The sequence below is a fragment of the Plasticicumulans lactativorans genome, assembly GCF_004341245.1.
Lineage (GTDB): Bacteria > Pseudomonadota > Gammaproteobacteria > Competibacterales > Competibacteraceae > Plasticicumulans_A > Plasticicumulans_A lactativorans.
Genome location: NZ_SLWY01000011.1, coordinates 1 through 19,623, shown reverse-complemented (window position 1 = coordinate 19,623; position 19,623 = coordinate 1). Strand labels below are relative to the sequence as shown.

Genomic DNA, 19,623 nt, shown 5'->3' with positions numbered 1-19,623 from the left:
CATGAACCGAATCGCCACCCGCTTCCAGGCGCTCGCCGCCCGCGGTCGCCAGGCGCTCGTGCCCTACATCACCGCCGGCGATCCCGATCTCGCGACCACCGAGGCGCTGCTGCACACGCTGGTCGCCAACGGCGCCGACATCATCGAGCTCGGCGTGCCGTTCTCCGACCCGATGGCGGATGGGCCGGTGATCCAGCGCGCCTGCGAACGCGCCCTGGCCGCCGGCACGCGCCTGCTCGACGTGATCGAGCTGGTGCGCCGCTTCCGCACGACCGACACCACCACGCCGGTGGTCCTGATGGGCTACCTGAACCCGGTCGAGGTGCTCGGCTACGAAGCCTTCGCCAAGGCGGCGGCCGAAGCGGGCATCGACGGCGTGCTGACCGTCGACCTGCCGCCCGAGGAAGCACACGACCTGGCCGGGGCGCTGGTCACGCACGGCCTGGACCCGATCTTCCTGCTCGCGCCGACCTCGTCCGACGCCCGCGTGCGCAGGATCGCCGAGGTCGCGCGCGGCTACCTCTACTACGTGTCGCTGAAGGGCGTGACCGGTTCGTCGGCGCTCGACGTCGCCGACGTCGCCGCGCGCGTCGCCCACATCCGCTCGCTGGTGAACGTCCCGGTCGGTGTCGGCTTCGGTATCCGCGATGCGGCCTCGGCCGGTGCCATCGCACGCGTGGCCGATGCCGTGGTCGTCGGCAGCGCGCTGGTGTCGCGCATCGAGACGCTCGCCGCCGAGCCCGAACGCCTGCACGCCGAGATCGGTGCGCTGATCGCGGCGATGCGCGCCGCGATGGATGGAGCGCCCGCCGCATGAAAGAGGATTCCTGGAAGAGCTGGTTCGAGAAGCTGGTCCCCTCGCGCATCCGCACCGAGGGCGGCAACCGGCGGCAGATCCCCGAGGGGCTGTGGACCAAGTGCGAGGACTGCGGGGCGGTGCTGTACCGCGTCGAGCTCGAGCGCAACCTGAACGTCTGCCCCAAGTGCGACCACCACATGCGCATCGGCGCGCGCGCGCGGCTGGCGAGCTTCCTCGACGAGGACGGGCGCGTCGAGATCGGCGAGAGCGTCGAGCCGGTCGACTTCCTCAAGTTCAAGGACAGCAAGAAGTACAAGGACCGCCTGGTCGCGGCGCAGAAGGCCACCGGCGAGAAGGACGCCCTGATCGCGATGCAGGGCCGCGTCAAGGGCATCCCGGTGGTGTGCGTCGCCTTCGAATTCACCTTCCTCGGCGGCTCGATGGGCTCGGTGGTGGGCGAGCGCTTCGTGCGTGCCGCGCAGGCGGCGCTCGCCGCGCGCGCGCCGCTGGTGTGCTTTTCGGCGAGCGGCGGTGCGCGCATGCAGGAGGCGCTGGTGTCGCTGATGCAGATGGCGAAGACCAGCGCCGCGCTCGCCCGCCTGTCGGCCGCGGGCGTGCCGTTCATCTCGGTGCTCACCGATCCGACCACCGGCGGCGTGTCGGCGAGCCTGGCGATGCTCGGCGACCTCAACGTCGCCGAGCCGAAGGCGCTGATCGGCTTCGCCGGGCCGCGGGTGATCGAGCAGACGGTGCGCGAGAAGCTGCCGGAAGGCTTCCAGCGCAGCGAGTTCCTGCTCGAACACGGCGCCGTCGACCTCATCGTCGACCGGCGCCAGCTGCGCGACCGCCTCGCCGGCATCCTGGCGATGCTGCTGCGCCGGCCGCTTCCCGAAGCCGGTGCCGTGCCGGCCGGCACCGAGCCCGACGCGCCCGCCGCGGTCTGACGCCACGGGTCCACTTGCCCATGCCGCGCTTCACCTGCCTCGCGGACTGGCTCGGCTGGCAGGAACGCCTGCACCCCGTCGGCATCGATCTCGGGCTCGAGCGCGTGCGCGCGGTCGCCGAGCGCCTCGGCGTGCTGCGCCCGGCGCCGGTGGTGATCACCGTCGGTGGCACCAACGGCAAGGGTTCGACCGTCGCCGTTCTCGACGCCGTGCTGCGTGCCGCCGGCTACCGCGTCGGCGCGTACCTGTCGCCGCACCTGCTGCGCTACAACGAACGCGTGCGCCTGCGCGGGCGCGAGGTCGACGACGAGGCGCTGTGTGCCGCCTTCGCGGCGGTCGACGCCGCCCGCGGCGAGATCTCGCTCACGTACTTCGAGTTCGGCACGCTCGCCGCGCTGTGGCTGTTCGTCCGCAGCGGGCTGGACGTGGTCGTGCTCGAGGTCGGTCTCGGTGGACGGCTCGATGCCGTCAACGTGGTCGATGCCGACGCCGCCATCGTCACCAGCATCGGCATCGACCACGTCGAATACCTCGGTCCCGACCGCGACAGCATCGGTTTCGAAAAGGCCGGCATCTTCCGCGCCGGGCGACCGGCGATCTGCGCCGACCCGGTGCCGCCCGGGCGCCTGCTCGCGCACGCGGCGGCGGTCGGGGCGTCGTTGCTGCAGGTCGGCCGCGACTACGGCTGGGCGCGCGACGCGAACGGATGGACGTGGTGGGGGGGCGGCACTTGCCATGCGGATCTGCCGCCGCCGGGCCTGTCCGGAGCACACCAGTTCGGTAACGCCGCGGCGGCGCTGGCCGCGCTCGCGGCACTGTCCGCACGCCTGCCGGTGGCGCCTGGCGCGATCGCCGAAGGAATTTCCAAGCCCATGATAAATGGGCGTTTTCAGATCGACGCCGGCGCGGTTGAGTGGATATTCGATGTCACCCATAATCCGCACGGCGCCACGGCCCTGGCGGCTGCGTTGCGGGCGCGGCCGTGCGCCGGCCGTACGCTCGTGCTGCTCGGCCTGCTCGCCGACAAGGATGCCGCGGGCTTCGCCGAAGCCCTGGCGGTACCGGTGGCGGTGTGGTGTTGTGCCGGCCTGGCGGGCGCGCGCGGACGCAGCGGCGAAGCGCTCGCCGCGGCGATCGGCGAGGCGGGCGGCGACGCCGCACGGCTGGTGGCGGCGGATGTGCCCGCCGCCTGTGCGCAACTCGCCGCCGTGGCGCAGCCCGGAGATCGGGTGGTGGTCACCGGTTCCTTCCATACGGTGGCCGAGGCACTGGTGGCGCGCGGCGTGGTCTGAGGGGCGCGTCGGTAGGCGAGGCCGCGTGCCGTTGTCGGAAAGGTCCGAAGCGCTCCGTCCGTGACGATCCCGGGTATGCCCGCGCGATCGCTTGGAGAGGTTTCTGTGGAACAGCGTTTGAAGCAACGCCTGCTGGGTACGGCCGTGCTGGTCGCACTCGCGGTGCTGATCGTCCCGGAGATGCTGAAGGGGTCCGGCCCGGCGCCCGCGCCCGCGGCGAACATGGCGGTACCGCCGCGGCCCGAGGCGCCACCCGGGCGCAGCGTGACCGTGTCGCTGCCGCCGCCGGAACCCCCTGCGCCGGTGCCGGCCGAAGCGCCCGCGGTCGAGACATCGCCGGCCGCCGCACCGGCACCGACGAGCGTCGCGACGGCGCCGCCGCTCGCCCCCGTACCGGTGCCCGTTCCCGCCCCGGCGCCCGAGGCCCCAACGCGGCCGCCCGTCGCCGCCGCGCAGCCGCCGGCGGCCAGGCCCGCGGAGCCGGTACGCCCGGCGCCCAAGCCCGCCGCCGAGCCGGCACCCAAGCCCGCGCCCACGACGCCGCCTCGCGTTGCCGCGACCCGGCCGCCCGAGTCGCCGAAGCCACCGAAGCCGGCTCCGCCTCCGTCCGAGGCCACCGCGGCGCGCACCTCGGTCAAGCCGCCGCCGGCGGCCGTCGCGCTGCCGAAGATCGAACTGACCAGCCGCTCCTCCAGCCTGTCGGCGAGCGCCGAGGCGCCCGCCCCGCGTCCGGCGCCGGCACCCGCGCCGCGCGCCGCGAGCGGCGGGGGAGCGAACTGGGCCGTGCAGGTCGGCAGCTTCGGCATGGAGGAGAACGCCAACCTGCTGCGCGACCGCCTGCGGGCGCAGCGCTTCCCGGCGGTGGTCGAGCGCATCACGGCGAGCGGCCAGACCATGTACCGGGTGCGCATCGTCGGCCAGGACTCACGCGTGTCGAGCGAGGCCATGCAGTCGCGGCTGCGTAGCGCGGGTGTCAGCGGCAACATCGTCGGGCCGGGCGAATAGGGCGCGGTTGGGGGCGGCGGGAGCGGTCTGTTAGAATCGGCAGCCTCCGCCCCGTGCCCGACCCGGGCCAGCCACGACCGGACGGTTTCCGAGCATGCTGGAGCACTTCATCTGGGTCGACTACGCCATCCTCGGCATCGTCGGCCTGTCGGTTCTGGTAAGCCTCTGGCGCGGCTTCATGCGCGAGGCCATCGCGCTGGCCGCCTGGGTCATCGCCTTCTTCGTCGCGCTGAATTTCTCCGATCGCGTCGCCGGGTATCTGGTCGAGTACATCTCGGTACCGTCGGTCCGCCAGGCGGCGGGCTTCGGGCTCGCCTTCGTCGGCACGCTGTTCGTCGGCGGCGTCGTCAACCTCGTGGTCGGGCAGATCGTTGACAGCACCGGCCTCGGCGCCACCGATCGCCTGCTCGGGGTCGTCTTCGGGGTGCTGCGCGGGGTGCTGATCGTCGCCATCCTGGTGCTGCTGGCGGGGATGACGCCGGTGGTGAACGATCCGTGGTGGCACCAGTCGCAGTTCCTGCCGCATTTCCAGGCCCTGGCACTGCAGATCCGTGCCCTGCTGCCGCCCGGCGTGGCCGATGCGGTGCACTTTCCTTAGTGCGCGCGGGGGGCGGGATGCGGAGGCCTGCTCCCGGCGCGCTCCGACCCACGGTACGACGGTGATCCCGTCCGTCCCGGCGAGCGAGTAGCGAAGCATGTGCGGCATCATCGGAGTCGTCGGGCACAGCCCGGTCAACCAGAGCATCTTCGACGGTCTTACCGTCCTGCAGCATCGCGGTCAGGATGCGGCGGGCATGATGACCTGCGACGGCGGGCGTCTGTACCTGCGCAAGAACAACGGCCTGGTGCGCGACGTGATCCGCACCCGCCACATGCTGCGCCTGCTCGGCAACATGGGCATCGGCCACGTGCGCTACCCGACGGCGGGCAGTTCCAACTCGGCCGAGGCGCAGCCGTTCTACGTCAATTCGCCGTTCGGCATCTCGATGGCGCACAACGGCAACCTGACCAACGCCCGCGAACTGCGCGACGCGCTGTTCCGCGCCGACCGACGCCACATCAACACCGATTCCGATTCCGAGGTTCTGCTCAACGTCTTCGCGCACGAGCTCGGGCGGCGGGCCGAGCTGCGCCTCGGCACCGAGGACGTCTTCGCCGCGGTCGCCGGGCTGCACCAACGCGTGCGCGGCGCCTATGCCGCGGTGGCGATGATCATCGGCTACGGCCTGGTGGCGATCCGCGACCCCAACGGCATCCGTCCGCTGTGCTACGGCTACCGCGACAGCGAGGACGGCCGCGAGTACATGGTGGCGTCGGAGAGCGTCGCGCTCGATGCGCTCGGCTTCACCCGCGTGCGCGACGTCGCCCCCGGCGAGGCGATCTACATCACCACGGACGGCGAGGTGTACGCGCGCCAGTGCGCCGAGCATCCGCAGCATTCGCCGTGCATCTTCGAGTACGTGTACTTCGCCCGGCCGGACTCGGTGATCGACGACGTTTCGGTGCACCGCGCGCGCCTGCGCATGGGCGACCGGCTCGCCGACAAGATCCTGCGCGTGTGGCCGGAGCAGGACATCGACGTCGTCATCCCGATCCCCGACACCAGCCGCACCGCGGCGCTGCAGCTGGCCTACGCGCTCGGCGTGCAGTACGCCGAGGGTTTCATCAAGAACCGCTACATCGCGCGCACCTTCATCATGCCGGGGCAGAAGCTGCGCACCAAGTCGGTCCGCCAGAAGCTCAACCCCATCCCCAGCGAGTTCGCCGGCCGCAACGTGCTGCTGGTCGACGACTCGATCGTCCGCGGTACCACCTCGGGCGAGATCATCCGCATGGCGCGCGACGCCGGGGCGCGTCGGGTGTACTTCGCCTCGGCCGCACCGCCGGTGCGCTACCCCAACGTCTACGGCATCGACATGCCGGCGGTGGACGAACTGATCGCACACGGGCGCAGCGAGGAGCAGGTGGCGGCGGCGATCGGCGCCGACCGGCTGGTGTACCAGGACCTCGCCGACCTCGAGGCCTCGGTGCGCGAGAGCAATCCGCGGCTGGGCCGCTTCGACGTCTCCTGCTTCATCGGCGAGTACGTGACCGGTGACATCGATCACGCCTACCTCGCCGAGCTCAGCGCCGAGCGCAACGACGGCGCCAAGGCACAGCGCGAGAGTGCCGACGAGGGCGTGCCGGAGCTGCACAACGTCAACTGAGGCACGCCGTGCTACGGTGATGCCGGGGCGGGCGGCGCGCATGCACCGGTCGCCCGAACCGCGGACCAGGGAGGTCCGGGCGCCGATTTGATTCAGCTTGCGGGCGCCTGACAAATGTCGCTAAAGCGGGGCCTGTCTCCGTTTGGTTCGAGCTGAAGGAGCGGGCGGCCGAGGGGCCGTCACCGACAATGTTCGGGGAGCGGCCGGCGCTGGGCTCCCCCAAGCGTGGAGAGAAGCGCACATGTTTGACGAATTCGACCTGGGGATCGACAGCCTCGCGGTGCGGGCCGGGCAGACCCGCTCGGCTGAGGGCGAGCACGCCGAGGCCCTGTACCTGACCTCGAGCTTCGTGTTCGAGAATGCCGCCGAGGCCGCCGCGCGCTTCGCCGGCGGGCGTGAGGGCAACATCTACTCGCGCTTCACCAATCCCACCGTGCGCATGTTCGAGCAGCGGCTGGCGGCGCTCGAAGGCGCCGAGAGCTGTGTGGCCACCGCCTCGGGCATGGCGGCGATCCTCACCACGTTCATGGGCCTGCTGAAGGCCGGCGACCACGTCATCTGCTCGCGCGGGGTGTTCGGCAACACCACCAGCCTGCTGAACAACTTCATGGCGAAGTTCGGGGTCGAGACGAGCTACGTGGCGCTGACCGATCTCACCGCCTGGCAGGCCGCGATACGGCCGAACACGCGGCTGCTGTACCTGGAAACGCCGTCGAATCCGCTGATGGAGACCGCTGACATCCGCCAGCTGGCGGACCTCGCGCACGCCCACGGCGCCTGGCTGGTGGTCGACAACTGCTTCTGTACGCCGGTGCTGCAGCGCCCGCTCGCGCTCGGCGCCGACGTCGTCGTGCACTCGGCGACCAAGTACATCGACGGCCAGGGGCGCTGCCTGGGCGGCGCCGTGCTCGGCGCGACGGCGCTGATCGACAAGGACATCTTCACCTTCGTGCGCAACGCCGGGCCCAGCATGAGCCCGTTCAACGCCTGGGTATTCCTGAAGGGGCTGGAAACCCTGCGCCTGCGCATGCAGGCGCACTGCGCCAGTGCCCACGCGCTGGCGCAGTGGCTGGAGCGCCACCCGGCGGTGGCGCGCGTGCACTACCCGGGGCTGCCGTCGCATCCGCAGCATGCGCTGGCGGCACGCCAGCAGAGCGCGTTCGGTGGCGTGGTGTCGTTCGAGGTGCGCGGCGCGCGCGCCGAGGCCTGGGGGGTGATCGACGCGGTGCGGATGCTGTCGATCACCGGCAACCTCGGCGACACCAAGACCACGATCACGCACCCGGCGACCACCACGCACGGCAAGCTGAGCGCCGAGCAGCGGGCCGCGGCGGGCATCAGCGAGGCGCTGATCCGGGTGTCGGTCGGGCTCGAGGACCTCGTCGACATCCAGGCCGACCTCGCCCGCGGCCTCGACCGCCTCGCCTGAGACGCGCGATGGCAGGCCCGGTGCGCGCGCTGAGCTTCGACCTCGACGACACCTTCTGGGACGTTTGGGCGGCGGTCGCACGTGCCGAGGCCGCGCTGCACGCCTGGCTCGCCGAGCGCCACCCGCCGATCGCCGCGCGCTACACCCCGCTCGGCCTGCGCGCGCTCGGCGCCGAGATCGCGCAGGCCGAGCCGGCGATCGCGCTCGACCTCAGCGAGCGTCGCCGCCGCGCGCTGTGCCTCGCCGCCGAACGCTGTGGCTGCGCCCGCGGCTTTGTGGTCGAGGAGGCCTTCGCGGTGTTCTACGCCAGCCGCAACCGGGTCGAGTTCTTTCCCGGTGTGCTGGCGGTGCTCGAACGGCTCGCGGCGCACTATCCGCTGATCGCGCTCAGCAACGGCAACGCCGACCTCGGGCTGGTCGGCATCGCGCATCACTTCCGCTTCGCGCTGAACGCGGTCGCGGTCGGCGCGCCCAAGCCCGATCCGCGCATGTTCCTCGCCGCCGCGGAACGCCTCGGTCTCACCCCCGGAACGATCGTGCACATCGGCGATCACCCCGAGCACGACGTGCTCGGCGCCTTGCGCAGCGGCTATCGCAGCGTGTGGTTCAACCCCGGCGGGGCGGCGTGGGCGGCGCCGGACTACCGGCCCGATGCCGAGATCGCCGCCTTCGACCAGCTCGAAGCCGTGTTGCAACGCTGGGACTGAGTCGCGTCCGGCGTGGCGGGCGCCTCAGCCCGGCGGCAGCAGGGGCAGCAGCAGGGGCACCAGCAGCGCGGTGATGACCGCGTTGAGGCCGATCGCGAGCCCGGCGAAGGCGCCGGCCAGCGTGCCGATCTGGAAGGCGCGCGCGGTGCCGATGCCGTGGGCGGCCACGCCGAGCGCGAGGCCCTTGACCTCCTCGCTGTCGATGCGCAGCCGGGCGAGCAGCGCCGGCCCGGCGACGGCGCCGATGATGCCGGTGAGCATCACCAGCACCGCCGCGAGCGAGGGCAGGCCACCGATCTTCTCGGCGATACCCATGGCGACCGGTGCCGTGACCGACTTCGGCGCGATCGACAGCAGGGTCTGCCGCGAGCCCCCGAACAGCCAGACCAGGCCGGTCGCCGAGACGATCGCCGTGGCCGATCCCGCCAGCAGGCCGGCGGTGATCGGCAGCCACATCGCGCGGATGCGCGCAGCGTTGTAGTACATCGGCACCGCCAGCGCGACGGTCGCCGGGCCGAGCAGGAAGTGCACGAACTGCGCGCCGTCGAAGTAGTGCGCGTAGGGCGTGCCGGTCAGGGCCAGCAGCGCGCACAGCAGCAGCACCGCGATCGCCACCGGGTTGCACAGCGCGTGCTTGCCCGAGCGCAGGAACAGCGCCTGCCCGAGCAGGTAGGCGGCCAGCGTCGCCGCCAGCCACAGCAGCGGCGAGGCGGCGAGATAGACCCAGATCTGCACCAGCGTCTTATCCATCGCTGGGCTCCCGTGGCGGCCTGCGGCGCAGCACCGCGCGCATCGCCAGCGCGGTGGCGGCGATGGTGATCAGCGTGCTGAGCACCAGCGCGGCGAGGATCGCCAGCCACTCGTGGGCGATGCGTTCGACGTGCAGCAGCACCCCGACGCCCGCCGGCACGAACAGCAGCGAGAAGTTGCCGAGCAGGGTCTCGGCGACGCCGTGGAGCGCCTTGGGCACGCGCCCGCACTGCGCGAGCCCGAACACCAGCAGCAGCATGCCGATCACCGGGCCCGGCACCGGGATGCCGGTGATCCGCACGATGAATTCGCCCGCGAGCTGCAGCGCGAGCAGCGTGAACAGCGCGCCGATCACGGCGTCACCACGGCAGCGCGACGCCGTCGCGGAAGAAGCCGCCGCTCGGACCGTCATCGGGCAGGGTCGCCGCCCAGACGATCCCGGCCGCCGCCTCCTCGGGCGAGCGCTCGGCGTTCTGTCCGCCCATGTCGGTGCGCACCCAGCCGGGGCTGATGGCGTTGACGAGGATGCCGGAGCCGGCGGTCTCGGCGGCGAGGATGCGCGTCAGTGCGTTGAGCGCGGCCTTCGAGATGCGGTAGGCGGGCCAGTGCCCGCCCATGTCGGCGAGCTGGCCCATGCCGCTCGACACGTTGACGACGCGCCCGTAGCCGCGGGTGCGCATCAGCGGCACGAACTCCTGCGCCAGCGCGAGCGGGCCGTAGACGTTGGTCTCCATCGTCGTGCGCAGGGTGTCGAGGCTCGCCTTGAACGCGCTGCTGCCGTTGCGGTCGACGAGGCCGTGACCGTCGAGCAGCACGCCGGCGTTGTTGACGAGCACGTCGATGCGCCCGCAGCGGCTGCGCACGAAGGCGCCGAGCGTGGCGACGCTGCCCGCGTCGGTGACCTCGAGGGGGTGGAAGGCGACGTCGAGGCCGGCGGCGGCGAGGCGCTCGGTGGCCGCCGCACCCGCCTCGGCGTTGCGGCTGGTCATCAGAACGTGCAGGCCGTGGCTTGCCAGCGCCCGCGCGGTGGCGAGGCCGAGGCCCCGGTTGGCCCCGGTGACCACGGCGACGGGTCGGTCGAGTTCGGCCATGTCGTCCCTCCCAAGACGGTATGCGGTTGGCGATCGGCCTCGATTGTGGCAAGCGGCGGCGTGCCGTGTACAGGTGGTGGCGCGGTAAACGCGAAGGCCCCGCCACGGGCGGGGCCTGGTAGCGGGGAGGGCGCAGCGCCGGCGGTCAGTTGACCTTGTGCAGCGCGCGGCCGTGGACCGAGAGGGCGGCCTCGTGGACGGCCTCGGCGAGGGTCGGGTGGCCGTGGATAGTGAGCTGCAGGTCCTCGACGCTGGCGCCGAAGGCCATCGCCAGCACCATCTCCTGGATCAGCTCGGAAGCCATCGGACCGACGATGTGGGCGCCGAGCAGGCGGTCGGTGTCGGCGTGGCCGATCAGCTTGACCAGGCCGGCGGCGGCGTCCATCGCCTTGGCACGGCCGTTGGCGGCGAACGGGAAGGTGCCGACACGGTAGGGCACGCCCTCGGCCTTCAGCGCCTGCTCGGTCTTGCCGACCCAGGCGATCTCCGGGTTGGTGTAGATCACCCAGGGAATGGTGTCGTAATTCATGTGGCCGTGCCGCCCGGCGATCAGCTCGGCGACCATCACGCCTTCCTCGGAACCCTTGTGGGCGAGCATCGGGCCGCGCACGCAGTCGCCGATCGCCCACACCCCCGGCAGGTTGGTACGGCACTCGTCGTCGACGTGGATGAAGCCGCGCTCGGTGAGTTCGAGATCGGCGTCGGGGTCGGCGAGGCCGTCGGTGGCGGGGCGCCGGCCGACGCACACCAGCAGCTTGTCGACGCCGAGTTCGTGGTCGCCGTCCTTGTCCTTGTAGTGCACGGTGACGGCATCGCCGTCGCTGCGCGTGGCGGTGACGCGCGCACCGAGGCGGATGTCGAGGCCCTGCTTCTTGAACTGGCGCAGCGCGTCCTTGGCGATCTGCTGGTCGACCGCGGCGAGGAACTCGTCCATCGCCTCGAGGACCACCACCTCGGCACCGAGGCGGCTCCAGACGCTGCCGAGTTCGAGGCCGATGACGCCGGCGCCGATCACGCCGAGACGCTTGGGCACCTCGGTGAAGGCGAGCCCGCCGGTGGAGTCGACGATGCGCACGTCGTCGCGCGGCGCGGCGGGGATGTCGATCGGCAGCGAGCCGGCGGCGAGGATGATGTTGTCGCCCTCGACGATTTCCACCGAGCCGTCGTGGCGGGTGACCTCGACCTGGCGCTCGGCGAGGAGCTTGCCGCGGCCCTGCAGCCAGGTGACCTGGTTGGCCTTGAACAACTGCGCGATGCCCCCGGTGAGCTGGGCGACGATGGTCTGCTTGCGCGCCTGCAACTGGCCGACGTCGACGCTCACCGCACCGTCGATGCGGATGCCGTGGGCGGCGAAGCCGTGGGTCGCGCGATGGAAGTGCTCCGAACTCTCCAGCAGGGTCTTGGAGGGGATGCAGCCGACATTCAGGCAGGTGCCGCCGAGCGCCGGTTCGCCCTGCGGGGTGAGCCACTTTTCGACGCAGGCGGTGGCGAGTCCGAGCTGCGCACAGCGGATCGCCGCGACGTAGCCGGCGGGTCCGCCGCCGATCACGACGACATCGTAGGTCTTGGCCATGAGAACCTCCGGTGAGGAGCGGGATGGGAAGCCGGTGGGGCCGGCACCGACGCCGAGGCGCCGGCCCGGCCCCGCGGATTACACGGCGAGCAGGATGCGGGCGGGGTCCTCGATGGCGTCCTTGACCGCGACCAGGAAGCCCACCGCCTCACGTCCGTCGATGATGCGGTGATCGTAGGAATGCGCCACGTACATCATCGGCCGGGCGACGATCTGGCCGTGCTCGACGACGGCACGCTCCTTGGTGGCGTGCATGCCGAGGATGCCGCTCTGCGGAGGGTTGAGGATGGGGGTGGACAGCAGCGAGCCGAACACGCCGCCGTTGGTGATGGTGAAGGTGCCGCCGGTCATCTCCTCGACGGTGAGGGTTCCTTCCTTGGCGCGGCGGCCGAAGTCGACGATGGCCTTCTCGACGTCAGCGAGGCCCATGGTCTCGGCGTTGCGCAGGATCGGCACCACCAGGCCGCGGGGCGAGCTGACGGCGATGCCGATGTCGTAGTAGCCGTGGTAGACGACGTCGTTGCCGTCGATCGAGGCGTTGACCGCGGGATAGCGCTTCAGTGCCTCGACCACCGCCTTGACGAAGAAGGACATGAAGCCGAGCTTGACCCCGTGGGTCTTCTCGAAGGTGTCCTTGTAGCGGTTGCGCAGGTCCATCACCGGCTGCATGTTGATTTCGTTGAACGTCGTCAACATCGCGGTGGAGTTCTTCGCCTCCAGCAGGCGCTCGGCGATGCGCGCGCGCAGGCGCGTCATCGGCACGCGCTGCTCGGCGCGCTGCACGAAAGGCCAGGCGCCGGGGGCGGGCGAAGCGACCGGGGTGACGCCGGCGGGCGCAGCCGCCGGCGCGGCGGCCGGCCTGGGCGCGGCGGGCGCAGCCGGGGCCGGCGTCGGCGCCGCGACGGGCGCGGTGGCCGGCTTCGGTGCGGCGAGGTAGGCGAGCACGTCTTCCTTGGTCAGGCGCCCGCCGCGGCCGCTGCCCGGGATGCGGGCCGGGTCGAGGCCGTGCTCGGCGATCAGGCGGCGCACCGCCGGGGACATCGCGTCGAGGTCGACCACCGTCGCCGAGGCGGCGGCGGCCGGCGCGGCCGCAGGCGCCGGCGCGGTGGCGGCAGGGGCCTCGGCGCCGGCGAGCACGGTGGCGATCAGGTCGCCGGCCTTCACGGTGGCGCCGTCGGCCTGCAGGATCGCCCCGAGCACGCCGTCGGCGGGGGCGGGGACTTCGAGCACCACCTTGTCGGTTTCCAGATCGACGAGGTTCTCGTCGCGCTTGACCGGATCACCGGGCTGCTTGTGCCAGTTCACCAGGGTGGCATCGGCCACGGACTCGGGGAGGTTGGGGACACGGACTTCTACGCTCATGCTGCGGATTCCCAGACGGTTCTGATTATTGGCCGAGGGCCTGGTTGACGAGGGCCTGCTGCTGTTCGACGTGGCGGTGGTGCGAACCGACCGCAGGCGACGCCGACGCCGCGCGCCCGGCGTAGAGCACGTCGCGCTCGCCGCCGAAAGGCTGTTCGAGGCGGTGGCGGATCTGGTACCAGGCGCCCTGGTTGAGCGGCTCCTCCTGGCACCAGACGATGTCCTTCGCCTTCGCGTAGCGGCTCAGTTCGGCGGTGTACTGCTCGGCCGGGAACGGGTAGAGCTGCTCGATGCGCACCAGCGCGACGTGCGTGAGGTCGAGCTCACGGCGGCGCTCGAGCAGGTCGTAATAGACCTTGCCGGAGCAGAACACCACCCGCGTGACGGCGGCCGGGTCGAGCGGGTCGACCTCGGGGATGATCTCCTGGAAGCGTCCCTCGGCGAGGTCCTCGAGGGTGTTCACCGCGAGCTTGTGGCGCAGCAGGCTCTTCGGGCTCATCACCACCAGCGGCTTGCGGAAGCTGCGCTTCATCTGGCGGCGCAGCATGTGGAAGCACTGCGCCGGCGTGGAGGGCACCACCACCTGCATGTTGTTCTCGGCGCACAGCTGCAGGTAGCGCTCGAGGCGGGCCGAGGAGTGCTCGGGGCCCTGGCCCTCGAAGCCGTGCGGCAGCAGCATCACCAGGCCGCAGAGGCGGCCCCACTTGGTCTGCCCGGAACTGATGAACTGGTCGATGACCACCTGTGCGCCGTTGGCGAAGTCCCCGAACTGCGCCTCCCAGATGGTCAGGCTGTTGGGCTCGGAGGTGGAGAAGCCGTACTCGAAGGCGAGCACCGCCTCTTCCGACAGGATCGAATCGATCACCGTGAAGGCCGGCTGGTCGGGGCGCAGGTTGGCGAGCGGGATGTACGCCGAGCCGTCCTTGGCGTTGTGCAGCACCGCATGGCGGTGGAAGAAGGTGCCGCGGCCGCAGTCCTCGCCCGACACCCGCACATGGAAGCCCTCGTCGAGCAGGGTGGCGTAGGCCATGATCTCGGCGAAGCCCCAGTCGAGCGCGAGCCCGCCGGCGGCCATCTTGTGCCGGTCCTCGATGATCTTGCCGACGCGCGGGTTGAGCTCGAAGCCTTCCGGCAGGCGCTGCAGGCGCTCGGCGAGCTGCTGCAGGCGCGCCAGTTCCACGCCGGTGTCAAACGGCGCGTGCCAGTCCTCGACCTTGTACGGACCCCAGTCGACCGAGTAGGGGTTGGAGACGCCGATCAGCGTCGGCCGCGACACCTGCTGCCCGGCATCGAGCTTGGCGCGGTACTCGGCGACCATCGCGGCGAACTCGCCCTCGGCGAGCACCCCGGCGGCGGCGAGCTGCTCGGCGTAGAGCGCCGCGGTGGTCGCGCGGGCGCGGATCTTCTTGTACATCATCGGTTGCGTGGCCGAGGGCTCGTCGGCCTCGTTGTGGCCGTGGCGGCGGTAGCAGACCAGGTCGATCACCACGTCGCGTCCGAACGTGGTGCGGTAGTCGAGCGCCAGGCGGGTCACGAACAGCACCGCCTCGGGGTCGTCACCGTTCACGTGGAAGATCGGCGCGCCGATGATCTTGGCGACGTCGGTGCAGTAGGTCGACGAGCGGGTGTCGAGCGGGTTGGACGTGGTGAAGCCGATCTGGTTGTTGACCACGATGTGCACGGTGCCGCCGGTGCGGTAGCCGCGCACGAAGGCCATCTGGAACAGCTCCTGGTTGACGCCCTGGCCGGCGAAGGCGGCGTCGCCGTGGATCAGCACCGGCAGCACCTCGGCGAACAGCAGCGGTGCGTCCTGCCCGCCCTGCTTGCGCCGCTCCATGCGCGCGCGCACCGAGCCGTCGACCACCGGGTTGACGATCTCCAGGTGCGAGGGGTTGAAGGCGAGCGCCAGGTGCGCGACGCCGCCCGGCGTGGCGACGTCGGAGGAGAAGCCCATGTGGTACTTGACGTCACCCGAGGCCATCGCGTCGTCGTGCTTCTTCTTGCCCTCGAACTCCTCGAACAGCTCCGCCGGCGACTTGCCGAGGATGTTGACGAGCACGTTGAGGCGGCCGCGGTGGGCCATGCCGATGACGATCTCCTTTGCACCGGCGCCGCCGGCGTGCTGGATCAGCTCGTCCATCATCGGGATCAGGCTGTCGCCGCCCTCGAGCGAGAAGCGCTTCTGGCCGACGTACTTGGTGTGCAGGTACTTCTCCAGCCCCTCGGCGGCGACCAGCCAGCGCAGCAGTGCCCTGCGCTGCTCGGTGGTCAGTTCGAGGCGGGCGCGGGTGCCCTCGAGGCGGCGCTGGATCCAGCGCTTCTCCTCGGTGACGTTGATGTGCATGTACTCCGAGCCGATCGTGCCGGTGTAGACCTCGCGCACCAGGTCGAGGATCTCGCTGAGCGGCAGCTGCTGCGTCGGCACCTGCAGCGAGCCGACATTGAAGGATGTGGCGAGATCGGAGTCACCGAGATCGTGGATCGCGGGGTCGAGATCGGCCACCGGCGGACGCTCGCGCAGGCGCAGCGGATCGAGGTTGGCGGCCTGGTGGCCGCGGGTGCGGAAGGCGTTGATCAGGCGCAGCACGCCGGCCTGCTTCTGCGCGGCCTCGGGATTGAGCGTCTCGCCGGCGCCGGGCAGGCTGATGATCGCACGCGGGTTCTGCGCCAGCCTGGCGAAGGCCTCGCGCACCGGCCCGTGCAGGTGCTCGGACCGCGCGCCCGCGGTGCCCTGCAGGCCGAGGAAATAGGCGCGCCAGGTTTCCGCAACCGAGGTCGGATCCTGCAGGAACTGCTCGTAGAGATCTTCGATGAAGGCGGCGTTGCCGCCCGACAATACCGAGGTCTGTCGGAACTGGTCGAAAGAGGTGCTCATGGGCCTTGTCTTGACTCCCCGTCGATGTGGACAACCGCAGCCATGCCCGTCCTCGCGGAACGGTGGGCGCGGAGCGATGGATGCCAGGTCTGCTGCCGGGAGACCCGTCGTGCGGGCCACTCTCGTTGTTCTTCGTACCCGCCCTTCTTCGCGGCGGTGTCATGGTCCTGTGCGTGGCGGATACGGGCGCCCGCCACGCTCGTGCCGTGCTGCTCAGGCGTCCGCGCCGTCGGCACGGTTACGCAGGTGGTCGGCAAGCTGCGCCAGCGCCCGCTCGAGCGCCGTGCGCAGGGATTCGTCCACACCGGTTTCGACCAGCGCGCGGCGCATGCACAGCAGCCACTGGTCGCGCATCGTGCTGTCGATCGCAAAGGGTAGATGCCGGGCCCGCAGTCGTGGGTGGCCGTAACGCTGTTCGTAGAGGGGCGGGCCGCCGAGCCAGCCGCAGAGGAACTCGTGGAGCTTGTCGCGCGAGGCGCCGAGATCGGCCGGGTGCAGGCGGCGCAGGGCTTCGAACTCCGGCAGCACGTCCATCAGATCGTAGAAACGATCCACGAGTCGGCGCAGCGTGTGTTCACCACCGATCAACTCGAAAGGCGTCGCCTGCGTGGGCATCTTGGGTTCTTGGATCCCTGTGTCGGCGAGGGCGCGCAGCCTTGCACTGCCAGGGCGCCCAAAAAGTGGGCGAATTCTAAACCGCCGGGCTGCGGGCTTGAAGCCATGAGCGGGCCGCAGCACGGGCATTCGGTTTCGGATCACGGTGATGGTGCGCCGAAGCGCACCGGATCGCGGCGCGGGCGGTCTGGCCGGGGGCGCGGCACGCACCCCCGGCTGCAGGTCGCGTCAGGCCAGGCGCTTGTACTTGATGCGGTGCGGCTGGTCGGCCTCCTGCCCCAGGCGCCGCTTGCGGTCGGCTTCGTAATTGGCGTAGTTGCCCTCGAACCACACCACCTGCGAATCGCCCTCGAAGGCCAGGATGTGCGTCGCCACGCGGTCGAGGAACCAGCGGTCGTGCGAGATGATCACCGCGCAGCCGGCGAAGGCGAGCACCGCCTCCTCGAGCGCGCGCAGGGTCTCGACGTCGAGGTCGTTGGTGGGCTCGTCGAGCAGCAGCACGTTGCCGCCGCTCTTCAGCAGCTTGGCCAGGTGCAGGCGGTTGCGTTCGCCGCCCGAGAGGTCCTTGACGAACTTCTGCTGGTCCGTGCCCTTGAAGTTGAAGCGCCCGAGGTAGGCCCGCGAGTTGATCGAATAGCTGCCGATGGTGATCACGTCGAGCCCGTCCGAGACCTCCTGCCAGACGGTCTTGGCGCCGTCGAGCGCATCGCGGCTCTGGTCGACGTAGGCGAGCTTGACCGTGTCGCCGACGCGCAGGCTGCCGCCGTCCGGGCGTTCGAGGCCGACGATCATCTTGAACAGCGTCGACTTGCCGGCGCCGTTCGGGCCGATCACCCCGACGATGCCGCCGCGCGGCAGCTTGAAGTCGAGCCCGTCGATCAGCAGGCGCTCGCCGAAGGCCTTGCGCAGGCCGCCGGCCTCGACCACCAGGTCACCGAGGCGCGGCCCCGGCGGGATGTACAGCTCCTGGGTCTCGTTGCGCTTCTGGAATTCCTGGCTTTCGAGCTCCTCGAAGCGCGCGATGCGCGCCTTGCTCTTGGCCTGGCGTCCCTTCGGGTTGGCGCGCACCCACTCGAGCTCCTGCTTCATCGCCTTGATGCGCGCGTTCTCCTGCTTCTCCTCGACTTCGAGGCGCCGCTCCTTCTGCTCCAGCCACGAGGAGTAGTTGCCCTCCCAGGGGATGCCGTGGCCGCGGTCGAGTTCGAGGATCCAGCCGGCGACGTTGTCGAGGAAGTAGCGGTCGTGGGTCACCGCCACCACGGTACCCGGGTACTCGTGCAGGAAGCGCTCGAGCCAGGCGACCGATTCGGCGTCGAGGTGGTTGGTGGGCTCGTCGAGCAGCAGCATGTCCGGCTTCGACAGCAGCAGCTTGCACAGCGCCACGCGGCGCCGCTCGCCGCCCGACAGCGTGGTGACGTCGGCGTCCCACGGCGGCAGGCGCAGCGCATCGGCGGCGACGTCGAGCGTGCGGTCGAGGTTGTGGCCGTCGACCGTGTGCAGGTAGGCCTCGAGCTCGGCCTGCTGCGCGGCGAGCTTGTCGAAGTCGGCATCGGGCTCGCTGTAGGCCGCGTACACGGCGTCGAGGCGCGTCAACGCGTCCTTGATCGGCGCGACGGCTTCCTCGACGTTGCCGCGCACGTCCTTGTCCGGGTCGAGCTGCGGCTCCTGCGACAGGTAGCCGACCTTGATCCCCGCCTGCGGACGCGCCTCGCCGATGATGTCGGTGTCCACCCCGGCCATGATGCGCAGCAGCGTCGACTTGCCCGAACCGTTCAGCCCGAGCACGCCGATCTTGGCGCCCGGGAAGAACGACAGGGAGATGTCCTTCAGGATCTCGCGCTTCGGCGGCACGACCTTGCCGACGCGGTTCATCGTGTAAATGTACTGGGCCATGCGCTGGAGCAACCTTCTCTAGAGTGTTCGCGGGGGCTTGTTTTCTTCTGCTTTTCTTTAAGCATCAGAAGCTTGTGTTGCCGATTGCCGTTGCGCCAGTAGCGGCGAGTTGCGGTCAGTAGCGTTGTGTTCTTGCCGATTTGCTACGCCGTAGCAACCTGTCCGCTGCTTGTAGCAAATCGGCAGGAGGCAGCGTGGCAACGATCACACCGCGCAAGCGTCGCGATGGATCCACGTCGTGTACCGCACAGATCCGCATCAATCGTGGCGGCGAACGATACACCGAGAGCGCGACCTTCAGCACACGCAAGCTCGCCGAGTCCTGGGCGCGTACGCGCGAGTCGGCGATTGAGCGAGACGGGATCCCTCGACAGCACGAGGGCGCGACGGTGGCGGAGCTGGTCGAGTGGTACGAGCGCGACGTGTACGCGTTGCGCAAGTGGGGATCTGCCAAGGCTGCGCGCTTGAAGTTGCTGCGTGAATCCGAACTCGGCAGCTTCTCGGCTGAGCGCATCGCGGTCGGCGAGTTGCTGGAGCACATGGCGCGGCGGCGCAAGCGGGTGGCGCCGTCGACGGTGCTGCAGGAGTTGACGTGGCTGCGCATCGTGTTGCGGGCGGCGCGAGCGATGCTCAATGTGCCGGTAGTGCTTGATGTTGCACCGCTCGCCCTCGCGCAATTTGAAAGCCGGTACCGGCAGCCGCTGCCGGGCGGCGGCGCACTTCGCCTGCTTCTCGTTTAGGCCAAACCAGTCCTCGGCGATCTCGGCGAGCGGCACTACGTAACGCCCGCCGAACTGTATCTGTAAGCCGAGGGCTTCCAGGGGCAGAGGCTGATGCTTGGCGCTCATGCCGCGCTCCTCGCGCAGAGGTCATCCGTGAATTGCGCTCGTGGCAGCGCTTCGGCGAGCTTGCCAAGTGACTGATCGACGTCTACCTTCCGAATCAGCTGCGACTGAGCAATATCAAAGGAGCGCCAGTGTGTTTATTACTGATCTCTGCTTAGCTTTTTAATAAACTATGGTTATCAAAAGAACCGCCGGAGGTTGATAGCCATGTCATCGCAGACAGCGGATGGATTTGA

The 19,623-nt window shown here is 70.3% G+C and carries 17 protein-coding genes; 8 read left to right on the top strand and 9 right to left on the bottom strand.

From position 1 onward, the window contains the following. Window position 1 precedes the first annotated feature (1 nt). From trpA to EV699_RS10685, 8 genes are all read left to right on the top strand, one after another. Window positions 2-817 carry a tryptophan synthase subunit alpha gene (gene trpA / locus EV699_RS10720; RefSeq protein WP_132542511.1) on the top strand — a complete coding sequence of 272 codons (816 nt, stop codon included), beginning with the start codon at window positions 2-4 and terminating at the stop codon, window positions 815-817. After that, window positions 814-1,743, top strand: coding sequence for an acetyl-CoA carboxylase, carboxyltransferase subunit beta (gene accD / locus EV699_RS10715; protein WP_132542509.1), 930 nt, complete (start codon window positions 814-816; stop codon window positions 1,741-1,743). The genes trpA and accD overlap by 4 nt, the downstream gene beginning before the upstream one ends. 20 nt (window positions 1,744-1,763) lie before the next feature. After that, complete coding sequence (folC, locus tag EV699_RS10710) at window positions 1,764-3,035, top strand: bifunctional tetrahydrofolate synthase/dihydrofolate synthase (protein ID WP_132542507.1); 1,272 nt, start codon at window positions 1,764-1,766, stop codon at window positions 3,033-3,035. A 105-nt stretch (window positions 3,036-3,140) separates the two neighbouring features. Further along, the gene (locus tag EV699_RS10705) at window positions 3,141-4,040 is read left to right on the top strand and encodes an SPOR domain-containing protein (protein WP_132542505.1); all 900 of its coding nucleotides are present in this window, start codon (window positions 3,141-3,143) and stop codon (window positions 4,038-4,040) included. A gap of 94 nt (window positions 4,041-4,134) precedes the next feature. Beyond that, window positions 4,135-4,638 (top strand): CvpA family protein, encoded by a 504-nt coding sequence (locus EV699_RS10700; RefSeq protein WP_132542503.1) that lies wholly within the window; start codon window positions 4,135-4,137, stop codon window positions 4,636-4,638. A 97-nt stretch (window positions 4,639-4,735) separates the two neighbouring features. Beyond that, window positions 4,736-6,247, top strand: coding sequence for an amidophosphoribosyltransferase (gene purF, locus EV699_RS10695; protein ID WP_132542501.1), 1,512 nt, complete (start codon window positions 4,736-4,738; stop codon window positions 6,245-6,247). Between the two features lie 241 nt (window positions 6,248-6,488). Then, window positions 6,489-7,676: an O-succinylhomoserine sulfhydrylase gene (locus EV699_RS10690; protein ID WP_132542499.1), complete on the top strand. Its 1,188-nt coding sequence runs from the start codon at window positions 6,489-6,491 to the stop codon at window positions 7,674-7,676. Window positions 7,677-7,684: 8 nt separating this feature from the next. Further along, window positions 7,685-8,383, top strand: a complete 699-nt coding sequence (locus tag EV699_RS10685; protein ID WP_132542497.1) for an HAD family hydrolase — start codon at window positions 7,685-7,687, stop codon at window positions 8,381-8,383. Between the two features lie 24 nt (window positions 8,384-8,407). On the opposite strand, the gene EV699_RS10680 is transcribed toward EV699_RS10685, so the two are convergent. The 9 genes from EV699_RS10680 to EV699_RS20520 form a co-directional block, all read right to left on the bottom strand. Beyond that, window positions 8,408-9,133 (bottom strand): LrgB family protein, encoded by a 726-nt coding sequence (locus tag EV699_RS10680; protein WP_132542494.1) that lies wholly within the window; start codon window positions 9,131-9,133, stop codon window positions 8,408-8,410. Further along, window positions 9,126-9,488, bottom strand: a complete 363-nt coding sequence (locus tag EV699_RS10675) for a CidA/LrgA family protein (protein ID WP_243662632.1) — start codon at window positions 9,486-9,488, stop codon at window positions 9,126-9,128. The genes EV699_RS10680 and EV699_RS10675 overlap by 8 nt, the downstream gene beginning before the upstream one ends. A 4-nt stretch (window positions 9,489-9,492) precedes the next feature. Further along, window positions 9,493-10,224 (bottom strand): SDR family oxidoreductase, encoded by a 732-nt coding sequence (locus tag EV699_RS10670; RefSeq protein ID WP_132542490.1) that lies wholly within the window; start codon window positions 10,222-10,224, stop codon window positions 9,493-9,495. Between the two features lie 145 nt (window positions 10,225-10,369). Beyond that, window positions 10,370-11,797 carry a dihydrolipoyl dehydrogenase gene (gene lpdA, locus EV699_RS10665; protein WP_132542488.1) on the bottom strand — a complete coding sequence of 476 codons (1,428 nt, stop codon included), beginning with the start codon at window positions 11,795-11,797 and terminating at the stop codon, window positions 10,370-10,372. A gap of 78 nt (window positions 11,798-11,875) precedes the next feature. Then, complete coding sequence (odhB, locus tag EV699_RS10660; RefSeq protein WP_132542486.1) at window positions 11,876-13,159, bottom strand: 2-oxoglutarate dehydrogenase complex dihydrolipoyllysine-residue succinyltransferase; 1,284 nt, start codon at window positions 13,157-13,159, stop codon at window positions 11,876-11,878. Window positions 13,160-13,184: 25 nt separating this feature from the next. Then, window positions 13,185-16,034, bottom strand: a complete 2,850-nt coding sequence (locus EV699_RS10655) for a 2-oxoglutarate dehydrogenase E1 component (protein WP_132542484.1) — start codon at window positions 16,032-16,034, stop codon at window positions 13,185-13,187. A 213-nt stretch (window positions 16,035-16,247) separates the two neighbouring features. Next, the gene (locus tag EV699_RS10650) at window positions 16,248-16,649 is read right to left on the bottom strand and encodes a group II truncated hemoglobin (protein ID WP_132542482.1); all 402 of its coding nucleotides are present in this window, start codon (window positions 16,647-16,649) and stop codon (window positions 16,248-16,250) included. Between the two features lie 228 nt (window positions 16,650-16,877). After that, a complete protein-coding gene (gene ettA, locus EV699_RS10645) occupies window positions 16,878-18,542 on the bottom strand; it encodes an energy-dependent translational throttle protein EttA (protein WP_132542480.1) in 1,665 nt (554 codons plus the stop codon). Between the two features lie 143 nt (window positions 18,543-18,685). Beyond that, complete coding sequence (locus EV699_RS20520) at window positions 18,686-19,390, bottom strand: pyocin activator PrtN family protein (RefSeq protein WP_132542477.1); 705 nt, start codon at window positions 19,388-19,390, stop codon at window positions 18,686-18,688. Window positions 19,391-19,623 lie beyond the last annotated feature (233 nt).